The organism is Sphingobium chlorophenolicum, from assembly GCF_000722875.1.
In the GTDB taxonomy this organism is placed as follows: Bacteria; Pseudomonadota; Alphaproteobacteria; order Sphingomonadales; family Sphingomonadaceae; genus Sphingobium; species Sphingobium chlorophenolicum.
In genome coordinates this window covers 34878-49005 of record NZ_JFHR01000041.1, presented here as the reverse complement: position 1 = coordinate 49005, position 14128 = coordinate 34878, and the positions used below count along the sequence as shown (strand labels likewise).

15 protein-coding genes are annotated in these 14128 nt (G+C 64.8%); 8 read left to right on the top strand and 7 right to left on the bottom strand.

Annotation, left to right across the window (positions count from 1 at the left end):
- The first annotated feature begins 68 nt into the window (after window positions 1–68).
- From BV95_RS16010 to BV95_RS15995, 4 genes are all read left to right on the top strand, one after another.
- Window positions 69–407 (top strand): hypothetical protein, encoded by a 339-nt coding sequence (locus BV95_RS16010; RefSeq protein ID WP_037454113.1) that lies wholly within the window; start codon window positions 69–71, stop codon window positions 405–407.
- A 35-nt stretch (window positions 408–442) separates the two neighbouring features.
- Complete coding sequence (locus BV95_RS16005; protein ID WP_013847094.1) at window positions 443–1108, top strand: response regulator transcription factor; 666 nt, start codon at window positions 443–445, stop codon at window positions 1106–1108.
- Window positions 1109–1271: 163 nt separating this feature from the next.
- The gene (locus BV95_RS16000) at window positions 1272–2576 is read left to right on the top strand and encodes a sensor histidine kinase (RefSeq protein ID WP_037454124.1); all 1305 of its coding nucleotides are present in this window, start codon (window positions 1272–1274) and stop codon (window positions 2574–2576) included.
- On the top strand, window positions 2576–2929 hold the full coding sequence (locus BV95_RS15995) for a YbaN family protein (protein WP_013847096.1): 354 nt from the start codon (window positions 2576–2578) through the stop codon (window positions 2927–2929). Before BV95_RS16000 ends, BV95_RS15995 begins: the two co-directional genes overlap by 1 nt.
- Window positions 2930–3148: 219 nt before the next feature.
- Here BV95_RS15995 and acnA read toward each other — a convergent pair whose 3' ends face one another.
- On the bottom strand, window positions 3149–5818 hold the full coding sequence (acnA, locus tag BV95_RS15990; RefSeq protein WP_037454110.1) for an aconitate hydratase AcnA: 2670 nt from the start codon (window positions 5816–5818) through the stop codon (window positions 3149–3151).
- A gap of 410 nt (window positions 5819–6228) precedes the next feature.
- Between acnA and BV95_RS15985 the strand changes: the two genes are divergently transcribed.
- Window positions 6229–6495, top strand: coding sequence for a hypothetical protein (locus BV95_RS15985; protein WP_013847098.1), 267 nt, complete (start codon window positions 6229–6231; stop codon window positions 6493–6495).
- 22 nt (window positions 6496–6517) lie between these two features.
- Here the strand turns inward: BV95_RS15985 and BV95_RS15980 are convergent, their stop codons facing one another.
- The 5 genes from BV95_RS15980 to BV95_RS15960 form a co-directional block, all read right to left on the bottom strand.
- Window positions 6518–6721: a DUF5818 domain-containing protein gene (locus BV95_RS15980; RefSeq protein WP_037454107.1), complete on the bottom strand. Its 204-nt coding sequence runs from the start codon at window positions 6719–6721 to the stop codon at window positions 6518–6520.
- Window positions 6722–6725: 4 nt separating this feature from the next.
- Window positions 6726–6911: a DUF1328 domain-containing protein gene (locus tag BV95_RS15975; protein ID WP_013847100.1), complete on the bottom strand. Its 186-nt coding sequence runs from the start codon at window positions 6909–6911 to the stop codon at window positions 6726–6728.
- A gap of 191 nt (window positions 6912–7102) precedes the next feature.
- Window positions 7103–7996, bottom strand: a complete 894-nt coding sequence (locus BV95_RS15970; protein WP_037454104.1) for a copper resistance protein B — start codon at window positions 7994–7996, stop codon at window positions 7103–7105.
- The gene (locus BV95_RS15965) at window positions 7993–9699 is read right to left on the bottom strand and encodes a copper resistance system multicopper oxidase (RefSeq protein WP_037454101.1); all 1707 of its coding nucleotides are present in this window, start codon (window positions 9697–9699) and stop codon (window positions 7993–7995) included. The genes BV95_RS15970 and BV95_RS15965 overlap by 4 nt, the downstream gene beginning before the upstream one ends.
- A complete protein-coding gene (locus BV95_RS15960) occupies window positions 9696–10694 on the bottom strand; it encodes a 2-hydroxyacid dehydrogenase (protein ID WP_037454098.1) in 999 nt (332 codons plus the stop codon). Before BV95_RS15960 ends, BV95_RS15965 begins: the two co-directional genes overlap by 4 nt.
- 118 nt (window positions 10695–10812) lie before the next feature.
- Here BV95_RS15960 and BV95_RS15955 point away from each other — a divergent pair, with 118 nt between their 5' ends.
- Entirely contained in the window at window positions 10813–11283 is a 471-nt protein-coding gene (locus tag BV95_RS15955; RefSeq protein ID WP_037454122.1) for an SH3 domain-containing protein, read from the top strand.
- Between the two features lie 7 nt (window positions 11284–11290).
- On the opposite strand, the gene BV95_RS15950 is transcribed toward BV95_RS15955, so the two are convergent.
- Window positions 11291–12805 carry a peptide MFS transporter gene (locus tag BV95_RS15950; RefSeq protein ID WP_037454095.1) on the bottom strand — a complete coding sequence of 505 codons (1515 nt, stop codon included), beginning with the start codon at window positions 12803–12805 and terminating at the stop codon, window positions 11291–11293.
- Between the two features lie 137 nt (window positions 12806–12942).
- Here BV95_RS15950 and BV95_RS15945 point away from each other — a divergent pair, with 137 nt between their 5' ends.
- Complete coding sequence (locus BV95_RS15945; RefSeq protein ID WP_037454093.1) at window positions 12943–13521, top strand: nitroreductase family protein; 579 nt, start codon at window positions 12943–12945, stop codon at window positions 13519–13521.
- Between the two features lie 72 nt (window positions 13522–13593).
- Window positions 13594–13938 (top strand): GntR family transcriptional regulator, encoded by a 345-nt coding sequence (locus tag BV95_RS15940; protein ID WP_013847107.1) that lies wholly within the window; start codon window positions 13594–13596, stop codon window positions 13936–13938.
- The last annotated feature ends 190 nt before the right edge of the window (window positions 13939–14128 follow it).

The following is a 14128-nucleotide window of genomic DNA, read 5'->3' as shown; positions in this document are numbered from 1 at the left end:
CCCTAACCCCCTCCCGCCTGCGGGAGGGGGGATGATGACTACCCCCCGCGCCATTCACCACCTGTTCAATGGTTCGCGGCTATGCCAAGGTCATGCGAATGATGCGGTTCAAACTGATTGCGGGCCTGGGAGCCATGGCGGCGCTTTTCGTCGCGAATCCGGCCGTTTACGCCGGCAGCCAGCGCGACGAGCAGGATGCCGCGCGCCGCGCCATGCTGGACGGGCAGGTCATGCCCTTTTCCGTCATCAAACGCCGGGTCGACGCCGCCATGGGCGGGGCGACCTATCTGGGCAGCGAGTTCAATCCCTCCTCCAACCGCTATCGTCTGAAATATGTGAAGGACGGCAAGGTGGTATGGGTTGATGCGGACGGGCGCACGGGCGATATAATCGGCTGGGCGCGTTAGGCGCGCTGACAGCATAATAACGGAAACGGGGCCATATGCGTCTGCTGATCGTCGAAGATGAACCGAGCCTTGGGCAACAGCTCCGCAATACGCTGGAGGGCGCGGGCTATGCCGTGGACCTGGCCGACGATGGCGAGGACGGGCATTTTCTGGGCGCGACCGAAAATTATGACGCGGTGGTGCTGGACCTGGGCCTGCCGACCATCGACGGGCTGACCGTGCTGGACCGCTGGCGCAAGGAAGGCCGGGGCTTTCCGGTGCTGGTGCTGACCGCGCGCGATAGCTGGTCGGACAAGGTCGCCGGGCTGGACGCGGGCGCTGACGATTATCTGGCCAAGCCGTTTCAGAGCGAAGAATTGATCGCCCGGCTGCGCGCCCTGATCCGTCGCGCTTCGGGCAATGCGTCAAGCGAACTGACGGCGGGCGACGTGCGGCTGGACACGCGGTCGGGCAAGGTGACGCTGAAGGGCGAGCCGGTGAAGCTGACCGCGCAGGAATATAAGCTGCTGTCGTACCTGCTGCACCACAAGGGCAAGGTGGTGAGCCGCACCGAATTGATCGAACATATTTACGATCAGGATTTCGACCGCGATTCCAACACCATCGAAGTGTTCGTGACGCGCATCCGCAAGAAACTGGGCGCGGACGTCATCACGACGATCCGGGGCCTGGGCTATAGCCTCGATGAGCCGGGGCGGTAACGCCAACCTCCGTTCGGGCTGAGCTTGTCGAAGCCTTGTTCTTCTCAAAGAAAGTGCGGCCCTTCAACAAGCTCAGGGCGAACGGAGATACAGGCTTGATCGTCTTTTGACCGATCTCCCCTCCCCTTCGCAGGTCCATTCCACCGGATCGCTCAGCCGCCGCATGATCGGCATCGCGGCGCTGTGGATCAGCCTGTTGCTGCTGGGCGGCGGACTGGCGCTGGACCGGGTGCTGTCCGACGCGATCACGCGCAATTTCGACGACGGCATGAATTATGTGCTGACCGCCATGATCGCGTCGGCGGAGATCGGGCCGGACGGCGAGGTGCTGTTCAACCGCGAACCCGCCGACCAGCGCTTTTTGGAACCCAATAGCGGCATTTATTACCAGATCAGCGGCAAGGGGCATGAGGATTGGCGGTCCCGTTCGCTCTGGGACCGGGCGCTGAAGGTGAAGCCGGAGCATCAGGACGATGCCCCCCATATCTACGACAGCAATCAGTTTCCGGGCGAGGATCTGCGCATATTGGAGCGCAGCATCGTCCTGCCAGGGTCGGACACGCGCTGGATGTTCATGGTGGCGCAGGCGCGGCAAGGGCTGGACGCGCAGATCAAGACGCTGCGCTCGACCCTGTTCGAGAGTTTCGCGCTGCTGGCGCTGGGGCTGATCGTGCTGGCGACGTTGCAGACGCTTTACGGGCTGCGACCGCTGCGCAAGGTGCGGCAGGAGATCGTACGGATGCGCGGCGGCGAGAAGAATCGCGTGACCGAGCCGATGCCCGCCGAAGTGCTGCCGATGGTGGAGGAATTGAACGCCCTGCTGGCCCATAATGAGCGGCAAGCGGAGGAAGCGCGGACCCATGCGGGCAATCTGGCCCATGCGTTGAAGACTCCGCTGACCGTGATCATGAACGCCGCCACCGCCCAGTCGCCCGATCTGGGCGACACCGTGATCCGGGAGGCGACGACGATGCGGCGGCAGGTCGACCATCATCTGGCGCGGGCGCGGGCCGTGGGACGGCGCGGCGCGGCGCACAGCCGGGCGGAGGTCTGGACCAGCCTGGAAGCGGTCGAGCGGGCCGTCCAGCGGCTCTATCCCGATGTGCGGATCGACATGGACGGGGTGAAGGACGCCGATGTCCGTGTGGAACGGCAGGATCTGGACGAAATGCTGGGCAATCTGGTCGAAAATGCCGCCAAATATGGCGGGGGCAGCGTATTCGCAACGGTCGGGCGCAAGGGCAATATGGTCGAGATATTGGTCGAGGATGACGGCGCGGGAATTGCGGAGGAGGACCGGACGCGCATCTTCGACCGGGGCGTCAGGCTAGATTCGGGGAAGCCGGGCACTGGGCTTGGCCTGGCCATCGTGCGGGACGTCGCGGAAATCTACGGCGGGTCGGTCGCGCTGGAGGAAAGCGAGGATCTGGGCGGCGCGATGGTGCGGCTACGGCTGCCTGCGGCCTGATGCGGCGGCATTTTTATCTGTTTTGTGGGTTTTTGTCGTTGGGACTGGGGGCGATCGGGGCTTTTCTGCCGCTGTTGCCGACCGTGCCGTTCATGATACTGGCGGCCTTCTGCTTTGCACGGTCCAGCCCGGCGCTGGAGGCCCGGTTGCTGGAGCATCGCCATTTCGGCCCGCATATCCGGCGCTGGCGGGAAAAGGGCGCAATCAGCCGCCGGGGGAAGAAGGCGGCGTTGGCGGCTTTCGCGTTCAGCGTGGTGCTGGCTTTGGCATTTTCGCCCTTTCCGTGGTTTTTGCTCCCGGTTGGGGCGGCGCTGATCGGCGGAACGTGGATTTGGACGCGGCCGGAGGGATAGAAACGCGGCATGCTCCTGCTCTGGCGGGAGGCTTGGCGGATAGAGCGATTTGGGTGAAAGGCCGTCATTATGCCCCCCCTCAGGGGAGGGGAGGTATTAATGTCCGCTCCTAGCCTAAAAACGGCCACCAGACAGCTTCTGCAAGCTCCCCTTCCCGCCAAGAAAAAAGGGCCCCTGCTGTGGCGGGAGCCCTTCATTCCTATTCAGCGCGTCGGCCGATCAGGCGGCCAGCTTGCGCAGCACATATTGGAGGATGCCGCCGTTCAGGAAATAATCCAGTTCGTTGACGGTATCGATGCGGCACAGCGCGGTGAAGGTGAAGGTCGAGCCGTCGGCGCGCTTCACGATCACGTCCACATCCTGGCGGGGCTTGAGGCCCGACACATTCTGAATGGTGAAGGTCTCGTCGCCCGTCAGGCCCAGCGTGTCCTTGTTCTGGCCGTCCTTGAACTGGAGCGGCAGCACGCCCATGCCGACCAGGTTCGAACGGTGGATACGCTCGAAGCTTTCGACGATGACGGCGCGGACGCCGAGCAGGTTGGTGCCTTTCGCCGCCCAGTCGCGCGACGATCCAGTGCCATATTCCTTGCCGCCGATGACGACCAGCGAGGTGCCGTCCGCCTTGTGCTTCATCGCCGCGTCGTAGATCGGCATGACTTCGCCTTCATAGCGGGTCATGCCGCCCTCGACGCCGTCCAGCATCAGATTCTTGATGCGGATGTTGGCGAAGGTGCCGCGCATCATGACTTCGTGATGGCCGCGGCGCGAACCGTAGCTGTTATAGTCGGCCTGGCTGACCTGATGTTCGCTCAGCCACTTGCCCGCGGGCGAGGAGGCCTTGATCGAACCGGCGGGCGAAATGTGGTCTGTGGTGATCGAATCGCCGAAGATCGCCAGCGGCTTGGCTTCGACAATGTCGGTGACCGGCGCCGGGGTCATGGACAGGCCCTCGAAATAGGGCGGGTTGGCGACATAGGTCGAACCTGCGCGCCACTTGTAGGTATCCGAACCGGTGACGTCGATCGCCTGCCAGTGCGCATCGCCCTTGTAGACGTTGGCGTAGCGCGCCTGGAACATGGCGCGGTCCATGCAGCCCGCCATGGTGGTGGCGACTTCGTCATTGGTCGGCCAGATGTCCTTCAGGAACACGTCCTGACCTTCCTTGCCCTTGCCGATGGGGGTGGTGATGAAATCCTCGATCACCGTGCCCTTGAGGGCATAGGCGACGACCAGCGGCGGCGATGCCAGGAAGTTGGCGCGCACGTCGGGCGACACGCGGCCTTCGAAGTTGCGGTTGCCGGAGATGACGGCAGCGGCGACCAGGCCGTTGTCGTTGATCGCCTTGCTGATCGGTTCGGCGAGCGGGCCGGAGTTGCCGATGCAGGTGGTGCAGCCATAACCGACGAGGTTGAAGCCGATGGCGTCGAGATGCGACTGAAGCCCGGCCTTTTCCAGATAGTCGGTGACGACCTGCGAACCGGGGGCGAGCGAGGTCTTGACCCAGGGCTTGGGCTTCAGGCCCAGTTCGTTCGCCTTCTTGGCGACGAGGCCGGCGGCGACCAGAACGCCGGGGTTCGACGTGTTGGTGCAGCTTGTGATCGCGGCGATGGTGACGTCGCCGTCGCCGATGTCGAAATCCTTGCCCTCGACCGGAACGCGCTGTTGCGCCTTCTTGTAGGTGTTGGCCATGTCGGCGTTGAACACGTCATCGACTTCCGGCAGCGCGACGCGGTCCTGCGGGCGCTTGGGACCGGCCAGGCTGGGGACGACGGTGCCGAGGTCCAGTTCCAGCGTGTCGGTGAAGACGGGTTCGACGGCGGGGTCGATCCAGAAGCCCTGCTCCTTGGCATAGGCTTCGACCAGCGCGATATTCTCTTCGGTGCGGCCGGTGAGGCGCATGTAATCCAGCGTCTTGTCGTCGATGCCGAAGAAGCCGCAGGTCGCGCCATATTCCGGCGCCATGTTGGCGAGCGTCGCGCGGTCGGCAAGGCTCAGCGAGGCAAGGCCGGGGCCGAAATATTCGACGAAGCGGCCGACCACGCCCTTGGCGCGCAGCATCTGGGTGCAGGTGAGCACCAGGTCGGTGGCGGTCACGCCTTCCTTCAGTTCGCCGGTGAAGCGGAAGCCGACGACTTCGGGGATGAGCATCGAGACGGGCTGGCCGAGCATGGCGGCTTCAGCCTCGATCCCGCCGACGCCCCAGCCCAGCACGCCCAGACCGTTCACCATGGTGGTGTGGCTGTCGGTGCCGACGCAGGTGTCGGGATAGGCGACAGTGACGCCGTCGGGGCCTTCGCTCGACCAGACGGCCTGCGCGATATTTTCCAGGTTCACCTGATGGCAGATGCCGGTGCCCGGCGGCACGGCGTAGAAATTGGCGAGCGACTTGCTACCCCATTTCAGGAAGTCGTAGCGTTCCATGTTACGCTGATATTCGATTTCCACATTCTGTTCGAACGCCTTGGGCGTGCCGAATTCGTCGACCATGACCGAGTGGTCGATGACGAGGTGGACGGGAACCTGCGGGTTGATCTTGGTCGCGTCGGCGCCCAGCGCGTTCATCGCGTCGCGCATCGCGGCGAGGTCGACGACGCAGGGAACGCCGGTGAAGTCCTGAAGCAGCACGCGGGCGGGGCGATACTGGATCTCACGCTCCGCCTTGCCCTTGTCATTCTGCCAGTCGACGATCGCCTTCACGTCGTCGGTCGTGACGGTCACGCCATCCTCGAAACGGAGCAGGTTTTCCAGCAGCACCTTCATCGAGAAGGGAAGCCGCGAAACGTCGCCCAGCTTGGCGGCGGCCTTCTTCAACGAATAATAGGCGATGTCCTTGCCGCCGACCTTCAAAAGGTCGCGGGTGCCGAGTGTGTCCTGTCCGATGGCGGTCATGAGTCGTGCGTCTCCTCGCAGTGCCCCAGCCAGGAGCAGGCAGGATGACGTACACCACCATAGGCTCGCCGCACGGAAGGAAACCGGACGGCAAGGTGGCGGGATACGCCCCCTGCCGTGCAGGCTGAAGCGGGTATGTCCCGATGCGCGCCGCCATAGCGCCTGCACGCTCCGAGTCAAATGCGAAGGCGCGAAAATGGGACGATTCCGCGAATCTTTCTTGTAGACGCGATCATCCGGCGCGGGATACATTGGGTTGCGGCCGCGTTCTGGTGCAAGGAGCGGGCTCTGCAGAGATGATATGGGTCGTTCGCTCTGACGTTCGTCGTTGCATCCATGCTGATGTGAAGTTCGGGGGTATTTCCGATTTTGCATCGATGCCGTGATACGTGTCTGAGGAGGAAGAGACGATGCGCCCAGTGTCCAGCCTCGCGACCGGCAAGTCTTTTGACCCGGCCATAAGGGGTTACATCATTCACTATCATCCAGGGGAAGCCAATCATTGCCCCAGTTGCGGCCGCAGCCAGTGGATGGTCGGCCGGCTGATGGCGGAATGCGCCTATTGCGAAACCGCGCTTCCGCTGGAGAATAACAGGGGTTTCGGCGCCTGCGCGCGTTTTGTGAGCACGCATGACGTCATGACGTCCTGCGATGCCCGCGATTCGATCAATCCCTGACGGAAGGGAAGCCGCCGGCTGATCAGGCGGCGGCCACGCCTTCCACTTCCACTATGCCGTCCCCGGCATAATAGCCCTGCACGCGCACCCGTTTTTCGACATGATCGACGGGTACGCGCAGCAGTATCAGGCGGAAACTGCCGCCCAGATCGCGCTGGAGCAGGAACCCGGCCTCATCGCGGATCAGGCGGCCCGTTTCATTCACTCCAGCACCGATTTCCGTCATGGGGTCAATCTATCGCATTCTTGATGCCCTTGCCAGCCAGCAGGCCGAGGACGAGGAAGATCGCGAACAGCGCGATCGCCAGCACGAACAGGAATTTGGCGATGCCGACGAACGTGCCCGCCATGCCGCCGAAGCCCAATATGGCCAGCACAGCGGCGATCACGAGGGAAATGATGGCCAGACGGATCATTGCGAACTCCTTCCATTGAAAGACCTGGCTTTTTCAACGGACAACGGAGCGGCGGGTTCCGGGTTGGGAAGTTCTGCGAAGTTGCGATGCGGGATTGGGGCCTTCAAGAAAGGAAGGGCTTCGACAGGCTCAGCCCGAACGGATGGGTGGTTTCGATTATGTGGGCGATGCCATTGGGCGCATCGGGCCGGTCAGAACCAGAAGCGCGCGCCCATCACGAAGCGGGTGGCGGAGGCTCCATCCCCCTCGGCGCGGGCGAAGCGGGCGCTTTCGCCCAACTTCCGTTCCCAATTGAAGCCGATATAGGGCGCGAACTGCCGGGCGAATTCGTAGCGCAGCCGCAGCCCCAGTTCGATGTCGGAGACGCCTGATCCGATCCCCAATTCCGGCACGTCCTGCGCGGCGATGCTCACCTCCGCCGCCGGTTGCAGGATCAGGCGTTGGGTGATGCGCTGGTCGTAGCTGCCCTCCAGCCGCACATGGACGTCGCCCTTGTCCGAGAGGAAAGCCTGCGCGCCGACTTCGAACCAATAGGGCGCCAGGCCGTCTATCCCGACCACCGCGTAGGTCCGCTGCGGGCCGGGGCGGATATCGTGGCGGACCCCCGCCTCCAGATTGAACCAGGGGCCAATGGCGCGGCTGTAGAGCGCCTGGACCTCCGCGCGCTCCAGGGGGTCATGGATCGCGCCCTCCCCTTCGGTCTTGAAAGCGAAGCGGTCTATGTCGCCGCCGATCCAGCCCTCGCCCTCCCAGTGATAGCCGTCGGCGCCCCTGCCCGTGCGATATTCCAGCCGGTCCAGCATGAGCCGGGAGAAGGTCATGCCGCCGCTTTCCCTGAGCATGGCGGCGCGGGAGCGCACCATTTCGGTGGCGCTGTAGAAGGCTTCGGCAGCGTGATTGGTTGGGATCGGCGGCGGAGTGCCCTGATTGGCGGCGGGCTGACCGTGCCCGGCATGGGGATCGGCGGCGGGGGGCGCCTGCGGCGGGGCCTCCATCGCGCCGTGATCCATGTGGCTATGGTCCATCTCCTGCGCCGGGGCGGGAACCGGCAGGCACGCGAGCAGCAGGATGGCGAACCTCTTCACGCCGCCCCATTCTCATGCCGCACGGTGACGATGCGCATCATCCCGGCATGCATGTGCATCAGCATGTGGCAGTGGAACGCCCAGTCGCCCTGCGCGTCGGCGGTGAGGTCGAAAGTGACTTTTCCGCCCGGCAGGACGTTCACCGTATGCTTGCGCGGGGCATGGTCGCCCGCGCCCGTTACCAGTTCGAAGAAATGTCCGTGCAGATGGATGGGATGCGGCATCATCGTGTCGTTGATCAGGTTCACCCGCACCCGTTCCCCATGGCGGAAGGCGATGGGTTCGGCCCCGTCCGACAGCTTCACCCCGTCGAAGGACCACATATAGCGTTCCATGTTCGCGGTCAGGTGAATGTCCAGCGTCCGCGTGGGCGCGCGGTTGGCCCTGTTGGGTTCCAGCGATTTCAGGTCGGCATAGGTCAGCACCCGGTGATCGACGCTCTCCAGCCCCGTGGGCCGGTCGGCGGTGCGGTCCGTCGGCATGGGAGAGAGGGTGGCGACGCCCGGCCCCATCTTCACCTGCGGCGCGACGGACGGGTCGCGCATCTTCATGGAATGGCCAGGCATATCTCCCATGCCGGACATGTCCATGCCCATATCCTTGATGCCCAGCAGTGGCCTTTCGCGCAGAGCGGGCACGTCCGCCGCCATGCCGATCCGGGGCGCAAGCGTCGCGCGCACCAGTCCGGAACGGTCTATCGCCTCCGCGATCAGGGCATAGGGCTTCGCTTCCCCCGGCTGCACCACCACGTCATAGGTTTCGGCGATGCCGATCTGGAATTCGTCCGTCTCGACCGGCTGCACATTTTGTCCGTCGCACTGGACCACCGTCATCGGCAGCCCCGGCAGGCGCAGGTTGAAATTGGTCATGGCCGAGGCGTTGATGATCCGCAGCCGCACCCGCTCGCCCCGCGTGAAGAGGCCGGTCCAGTTTTCCGCCGTGCCATGGCCGTTGACGAGGAAGCTGTAGGTCGACCCGGTGACGTCGGAAATATCGGTGGGGTCCATCCGCATCGCGCCCCATTGCAGGCGCTCCCCGGCTTTTTGGTCCTTCCCCGCGAGCAGCCCGGCCAGCGTCTGCCTCTGCATGTTGAAATAGCCGCCCATCTGCTTGAGCCGCTTGAGCAGCACATGCGGATGCACCGGGCTCCAGTCCGACAGCAGGATCACATGTTCGCGGTCGCTGTGGACCGGATCGTGCCCGGCGGGGTCGATGACGATGGGGCCGTAATGGCCCATCGCCTCCTGCATCCCGGAATGGCTGTGATACCAGTAAGTGCCCGACTGGCGGACCGGGAATTCATAGGTGAAGGTCTCGCCCGGGCTGATGCCCGGAAAGCTGACGCCCGGCACGCCGTCCATCTGGAAAGGAACGATCAGGCCATGCCAGTGGATCGAGGTGTCTTCGCTGAGGCTATTGGTGACGGACAGGCGGACATTCTGCCCTTCCCTCAGGCGGATGAGCGGCGCGGGCAGCGTGCCGTTGACCGTCACCGCATGGGCGGAGCGGCCTCCGGTCGAGAAATGGCTTTCCCCCACCGTCAGCGCGATGGTCTCGCCGTTCAGCACACCGGGGGCGGGGATGAGGCCCGCCGTGCCGCTTCGCGCCCAGGACGGGAAAGCCCCGCCAAGGGCCAGCGCGCCGCCTAGGCTTCGGATCAGGCTGCGGCGGTCGAATTCGGGAAAGGGGCGACGGCGGGTCAGACCCAGCCTTCCAGCACCTGATTGGGCGGCCGGTGTCCGTCCACCCAGCTTCGGATATTGGCGATCACCCGCGCCCCGGTGGCGTCGCGCCCCTCGAACGTCGCGGACCCCATATGCGGCAGCAGCACGACGTTAGAGAGGTCCAGCAGCCGGGGATCGACCGCCGGTTCATGGGTATAGACGTCCAGCCCCGCTCCAGCGATCCGCCCCTCGGCAAGGGCCGCGATCATCGCGGGTTCGTCCGTGATCTCGGCCCGCGAGGTGTTGATCAGATAGGCGTCGGGCCGCATCAGCGCGATCCGGCGCGCATCGATCATGTCCCGGCTGTCGGCGTTGAGCGGACAATGGATGGAAACAATGTCACTTTCCGCCAGCAGCGCGTCCAGATCGGCATGCCAGTGCGCCTGCAATTCCTGCTCCACCTCGAACGGCAAGCGGTGGCGGTTGTGATAGGCGATGGACAGGCCGAAGGCGGCCGCCCGGCGGGCGACAGCGCGGCCGATGCGGCCCATGCCGATGATGCCCAGCTTCTTGCCGCCGATCCGGTGCCCCAGCATGCCCGACGGGCTCCAGCCGGGCCAGGCGCCGGATCGCACCAGCTTCTCCCCCTCCGCCAGGCGGCGGGGCACCGACAGGATCAGCGCCATGGTCATGTCGGCGGTGTCTTCCGTCAGCACGCCGGGGGTGTTGGTGACGATGATCCCCTTCTTCCGCGCGGCGCTGAGGTCGATATGGTCGACCCCGCTGCCGAAGCTGGCGATCAGTTGCAGACGTTCCGGCGCGGCGTCGATCAGGGCGGCGTCCAACTGGTCGGTGACGGCGGGCACCAGCACGTCGCACTGCGCCATGGCGCGGGTCAGCGCGGCGCGGTCCATCGGCACGTCGCCGATGTTGAAGACGGTGTCGAACAGATCGGCCATGCGCGCCTCGACATTGGGAGGCAGGCGGCGCGTAACGATGACGCGCGGCTTGGCGGGGCGCGGTTTCTTGGCCATATCCGGCCGCTATTCCCCGTTGGCGCGATGGTCAAGCGCTTATCCATAAGCGCCAAGAGAGCGGTTGTCGGCCGGGGCTGCGAACGGCTATGGTCGCGGCATCAATGATGGGGACATAATGGGCATGAAGGGCTATCTGGGCGCGGGCATCCTCGCGGCGGCTTGCTGGGCGGGCGTGGCATCGGCCTCCCCTGCCAAGCCGGTGCCCTATTGGGCTTCGCTGACGCAGGAGGAGGCCCGCATGCGCGTCGGCCCCAGCCTGGATTACCCGTCCAACTGGGTCTATCGCCGCCGCGACCTGCCGGTGAAGGTGGTGCAGGTGCTGGGCCTGTGGCGCAAGATCGAGGATTCGAGCGGCACGCAGGGCTGGATGCACGTCCGGCTGCTGAGCGACACGCCGACCGCCATCGTCACAGCCGACATCGCGCCGATGCGCGCCTCCGCCAGCGAGGACGCCCGTCCCCTGTTCCGCGCCCAGAAGGGCGTGGTGGGGCGGCTCGGCTCCTGCGGGAAGGGCTGGTGCGCCTTCGACGTGGGGGGACAGAAGGGCTTTGTCCGCGCCGGCGACATATGGGGTGCGACGCAGTAGGAGCGCCTTATTCTCCCTCTTCCCCGAAGCGGTCGGCGTGCATCAGCCGCTTCACCAGCGGCGCCAGCGCCATGACGACCAGACCCGCGCCCACGGACCACCAGCCGATGGTGCCGTAGACCGCCAGCACATCGTCGCGGGAGGCCGCCCCGCCCTCCCCGCCCGTGGCCGCGGCGATCAGCCCGGCGGCATATTCGCCCAGCGCCATGGCCAGGAACCAGATGCCCATCATCAGGCCGATCATGCGCGACGGCGCCAGTTTCGACATAGCGGACAGGCCGACCGGCGACAGGCAGAGTTCGCCCAGCGTGTGGCAGAGGTAGAGCAGGAAGATGAACAGCACCGGCGTCAGCGTGCCGGGCGCGCCGGTCCCCGCCACCAGGATTAGGAAACCCGCGCCCACCAGCGCCAGCGCAACGCCGAACTTTGCGGGGGTGGACGGTTCCCATCCCCGCTTCGCCAGCCATATCCACAGGCCCGCGAGGACCGGGCCGAACATCAATATATAGGCGGCGTTGACCGACTGGAACATGGACGCCGGGACGTTGAAGCCCAATATCGTCCGGTCCGCATAGCGATCCGTGAACAGGCTGAGCGACGATCCGGTCTGTTCGTACAGGCCCCAGAAGATCGGGTTGACGACCAGCAGGAACAGCGCGGCCAGCATCCGGTCGCGTCCGATCCGCTCCATCCGGCCGAAGGCTTCCCAAAGGATGTACAGCACGACCGCGACGCTGGACGCCGCCAGCATCCAGCCGACGATCGCATGGCTCTGGATCAGGAACCAGCACAGGCCGATCGACGCCAGGCTGGACAGATAGACCAGCCATTCGCGGCTGATGAGGCCGCCGACCCGTTCCTTCAGCCGTTCGGGATCGTGCGGTTCACCCTTGCCCTGCAACAACGGCTTGCACAGCATGAAGCCGATCACGCCCGCGATCATGCCGACCGACGCCGCACCGAAGCCCCAGTGCCAGCCCCATGTCTGGCCAAGATAACCGCAGATGATGGGGCCGATGGTCGCGCCCACATTGATGCCCATATAGAAGATCGTGTAGGCCGGATCGCGACGCATGTCGTCACGCGGGTAAAGCTGGCCCACCAGCGCCGATACGCTGGATTTCAGGAATCCCGTGCCGGTGATGACCGTCCCCAGACCCAGCCAGAAGAGGCCGAGGCCCATCGGCCCCGCATTCTCGCCCTCCAGACCCAATATGATATGGCCGGCGGCGATCACGATGCCGCCGAACAGCACCGCCTTGCGCTGGCCCAGATAACGGTCCGCCAGATAGCCGCCCATCAGCGGCGAGATGTAGATGAGCGACATATAGGCGCCATAGGCATAGCTGGCGTCGCGGTCGGAAAAGAGGAAATGCTGCGTCAGGTAGAAGATCAGCAGGGCGCGCATGCCGTAGAAGGAGAAGCGTTCCCACATCTCCACGAAGAACAGCAGGAACAGCCCGCGGGGATGGCCGAGCCAGGTCTTGCCCGCCGGGGCGGTCGTTGAAACGGAGGTCGCCATTCAGGCCATCATCCTATCTTGTCGGGAAGAGCGCCGGACGCCCCTGTCATCCCCCTCCCCTAGAGCCGAAATTATTCATCTGTCAAAGGAGGATGGCGCCCTTGCGCCGGAAGGGCGGGAGAGCCATTTGGAACGCCATGTTCAATGACCGCACTTCTCCGCTCTCGCTTCTCCAGACCCGCCGATCCGGCAAGCCCCGCGACCTGATCGCGCCGGGGCCGGACGAGGGCCAGCTCCGCGCGATATTGGAGGTGGCGCAAAGGACGCCCGATCATGGCAAGCTGGCCCCCTGGCGGTTCGTGATCGTGCCGCTGGAGAAGCGCCGGACTTTGGCGACGTTGCTGGAAAATGCCTATCGCGCCGAAAAGCCGGACGCGGGCCGGCTGGAGATAGAGGCGATGCACCAGTTCGCCCATCAGGCGCCGACGCTGGTGGTTGCGCTCTCCGCGCCGGTGGAGGGCAGCAAGATTCCGCTCTGGGAGCAGGAATTGTCGGTGGGCGCGGCGATCATGAACCTGCTTCATGCGACCCATGCGCTGGGCTTTGCGGGGGGCTGGCTGACCGGCTGGCCCAGCTATAATGAGGATGTGCGGGCGGCCTTCGCGCAGGGGAAGGAGCGGATCGCGGGCTTCGTCTTCATCGGCACGCCGGGCAAGGCGCAGGAAGAACGGCCTCGGCCAGAATATGATAATATCGTTTCGGTCTGGGACAGATAATTACCTGTTTCAGCCAGCCTCGCGCAAGAGCATGGCTTGACCTGCAACGCTGTATTATGGCACTGATGCACCATGGCCGACGACTCCAAACCCGTCTATCTCCGCTTGCGGGAGATTATCGCCGCTTCGATTTTGGACGGCGAATTTCGCGATGGCGATATGCTCCCTTCGGTGCGCGCCCTGGCGGCGCAACAGGGGGCCAATCCGCTAACGGTGGCCAAGGCCTATCAATGCTTCCAGGATGATGGGTTGGTGGCGGTGAAGCGCGGCGTCGGCATGTTCGTCGCGGACGGCGCGACGCGAAGGCTGCGGGACATGGAGCGGGCGCGGTTCATGGATACGGTCTGGCCGCCGGTGGCGGAGCAGATCAGGCGGCTGGGAATCAGCGCGGCCGATCTGGGGGTTGAACGGGTTTAGGGGCAGACCGATTTGGGTGGAAAGCCAACCTCTCCTATTCCTCCCCATCGATAGATGGGGAGGGGGACCGGCCGAAGGCTGGTGGAGGGGAAGTGGCACGACCTCCGATTTTCCCCTCCACCACCGCTTTCAGCGGCGTCGAAGAGAGTCACGTGCCTCTCTTCGACCCTCCCCACGCTACGCGTAGGGA

What these genes read in the sequence shown, in the direction of transcription:
- BV95_RS16010 (WP_037454113.1), top strand. Translation starts at nt 69, where the DNA reads ATGGTTCGCGGCTATGCCAAGGTCATGCGAATGATGCGGTTCAAACTG.
- BV95_RS16005 (WP_013847094.1), top strand. Translation starts at nt 443, where the DNA reads ATGCGTCTGCTGATCGTCGAAGATGAACCGAGCCTTGGGCAACAGCTC.
- BV95_RS16000 (WP_037454124.1), top strand. Translation starts at nt 1,272, where the DNA reads ATGATCGGCATCGCGGCGCTGTGGATCAGCCTGTTGCTGCTGGGCGGC.
- BV95_RS15995 (WP_013847096.1), top strand. Translation starts at nt 2,576, where the DNA reads ATGCGGCGGCATTTTTATCTGTTTTGTGGGTTTTTGTCGTTGGGACTG.
- acnA (WP_037454110.1), bottom strand. Translation starts at nt 5,818, where the DNA reads ATGACCGCCATCGGACAGGACACACTCGGCACCCGCGACCTTTTGAAG.
- BV95_RS15985 (WP_013847098.1), top strand. Translation starts at nt 6,229, where the DNA reads ATGCGCCCAGTGTCCAGCCTCGCGACCGGCAAGTCTTTTGACCCGGCC.
- BV95_RS15980 (WP_037454107.1), bottom strand. Translation starts at nt 6,721, where the DNA reads ATGACGGAAATCGGTGCTGGAGTGAATGAAACGGGCCGCCTGATCCGC.
- BV95_RS15975 (WP_013847100.1), bottom strand. Translation starts at nt 6,911, where the DNA reads ATGATCCGTCTGGCCATCATTTCCCTCGTGATCGCCGCTGTGCTGGCC.
- BV95_RS15960 (WP_037454098.1), bottom strand. Translation starts at nt 10,694, where the DNA reads ATGGCCAAGAAACCGCGCCCCGCCAAGCCGCGCGTCATCGTTACGCGC.
- BV95_RS15955 (WP_037454122.1), top strand. Translation starts at nt 10,813, where the DNA reads ATGGGCATGAAGGGCTATCTGGGCGCGGGCATCCTCGCGGCGGCTTGC.
- BV95_RS15950 (WP_037454095.1), bottom strand. Translation starts at nt 12,805, where the DNA reads ATGGCGACCTCCGTTTCAACGACCGCCCCGGCGGGCAAGACCTGGCTC.
- BV95_RS15945 (WP_037454093.1), top strand. Translation starts at nt 12,943, where the DNA reads ATGTTCAATGACCGCACTTCTCCGCTCTCGCTTCTCCAGACCCGCCGA.
- BV95_RS15940 (WP_013847107.1), top strand. Translation starts at nt 13,594, where the DNA reads ATGGCCGACGACTCCAAACCCGTCTATCTCCGCTTGCGGGAGATTATC.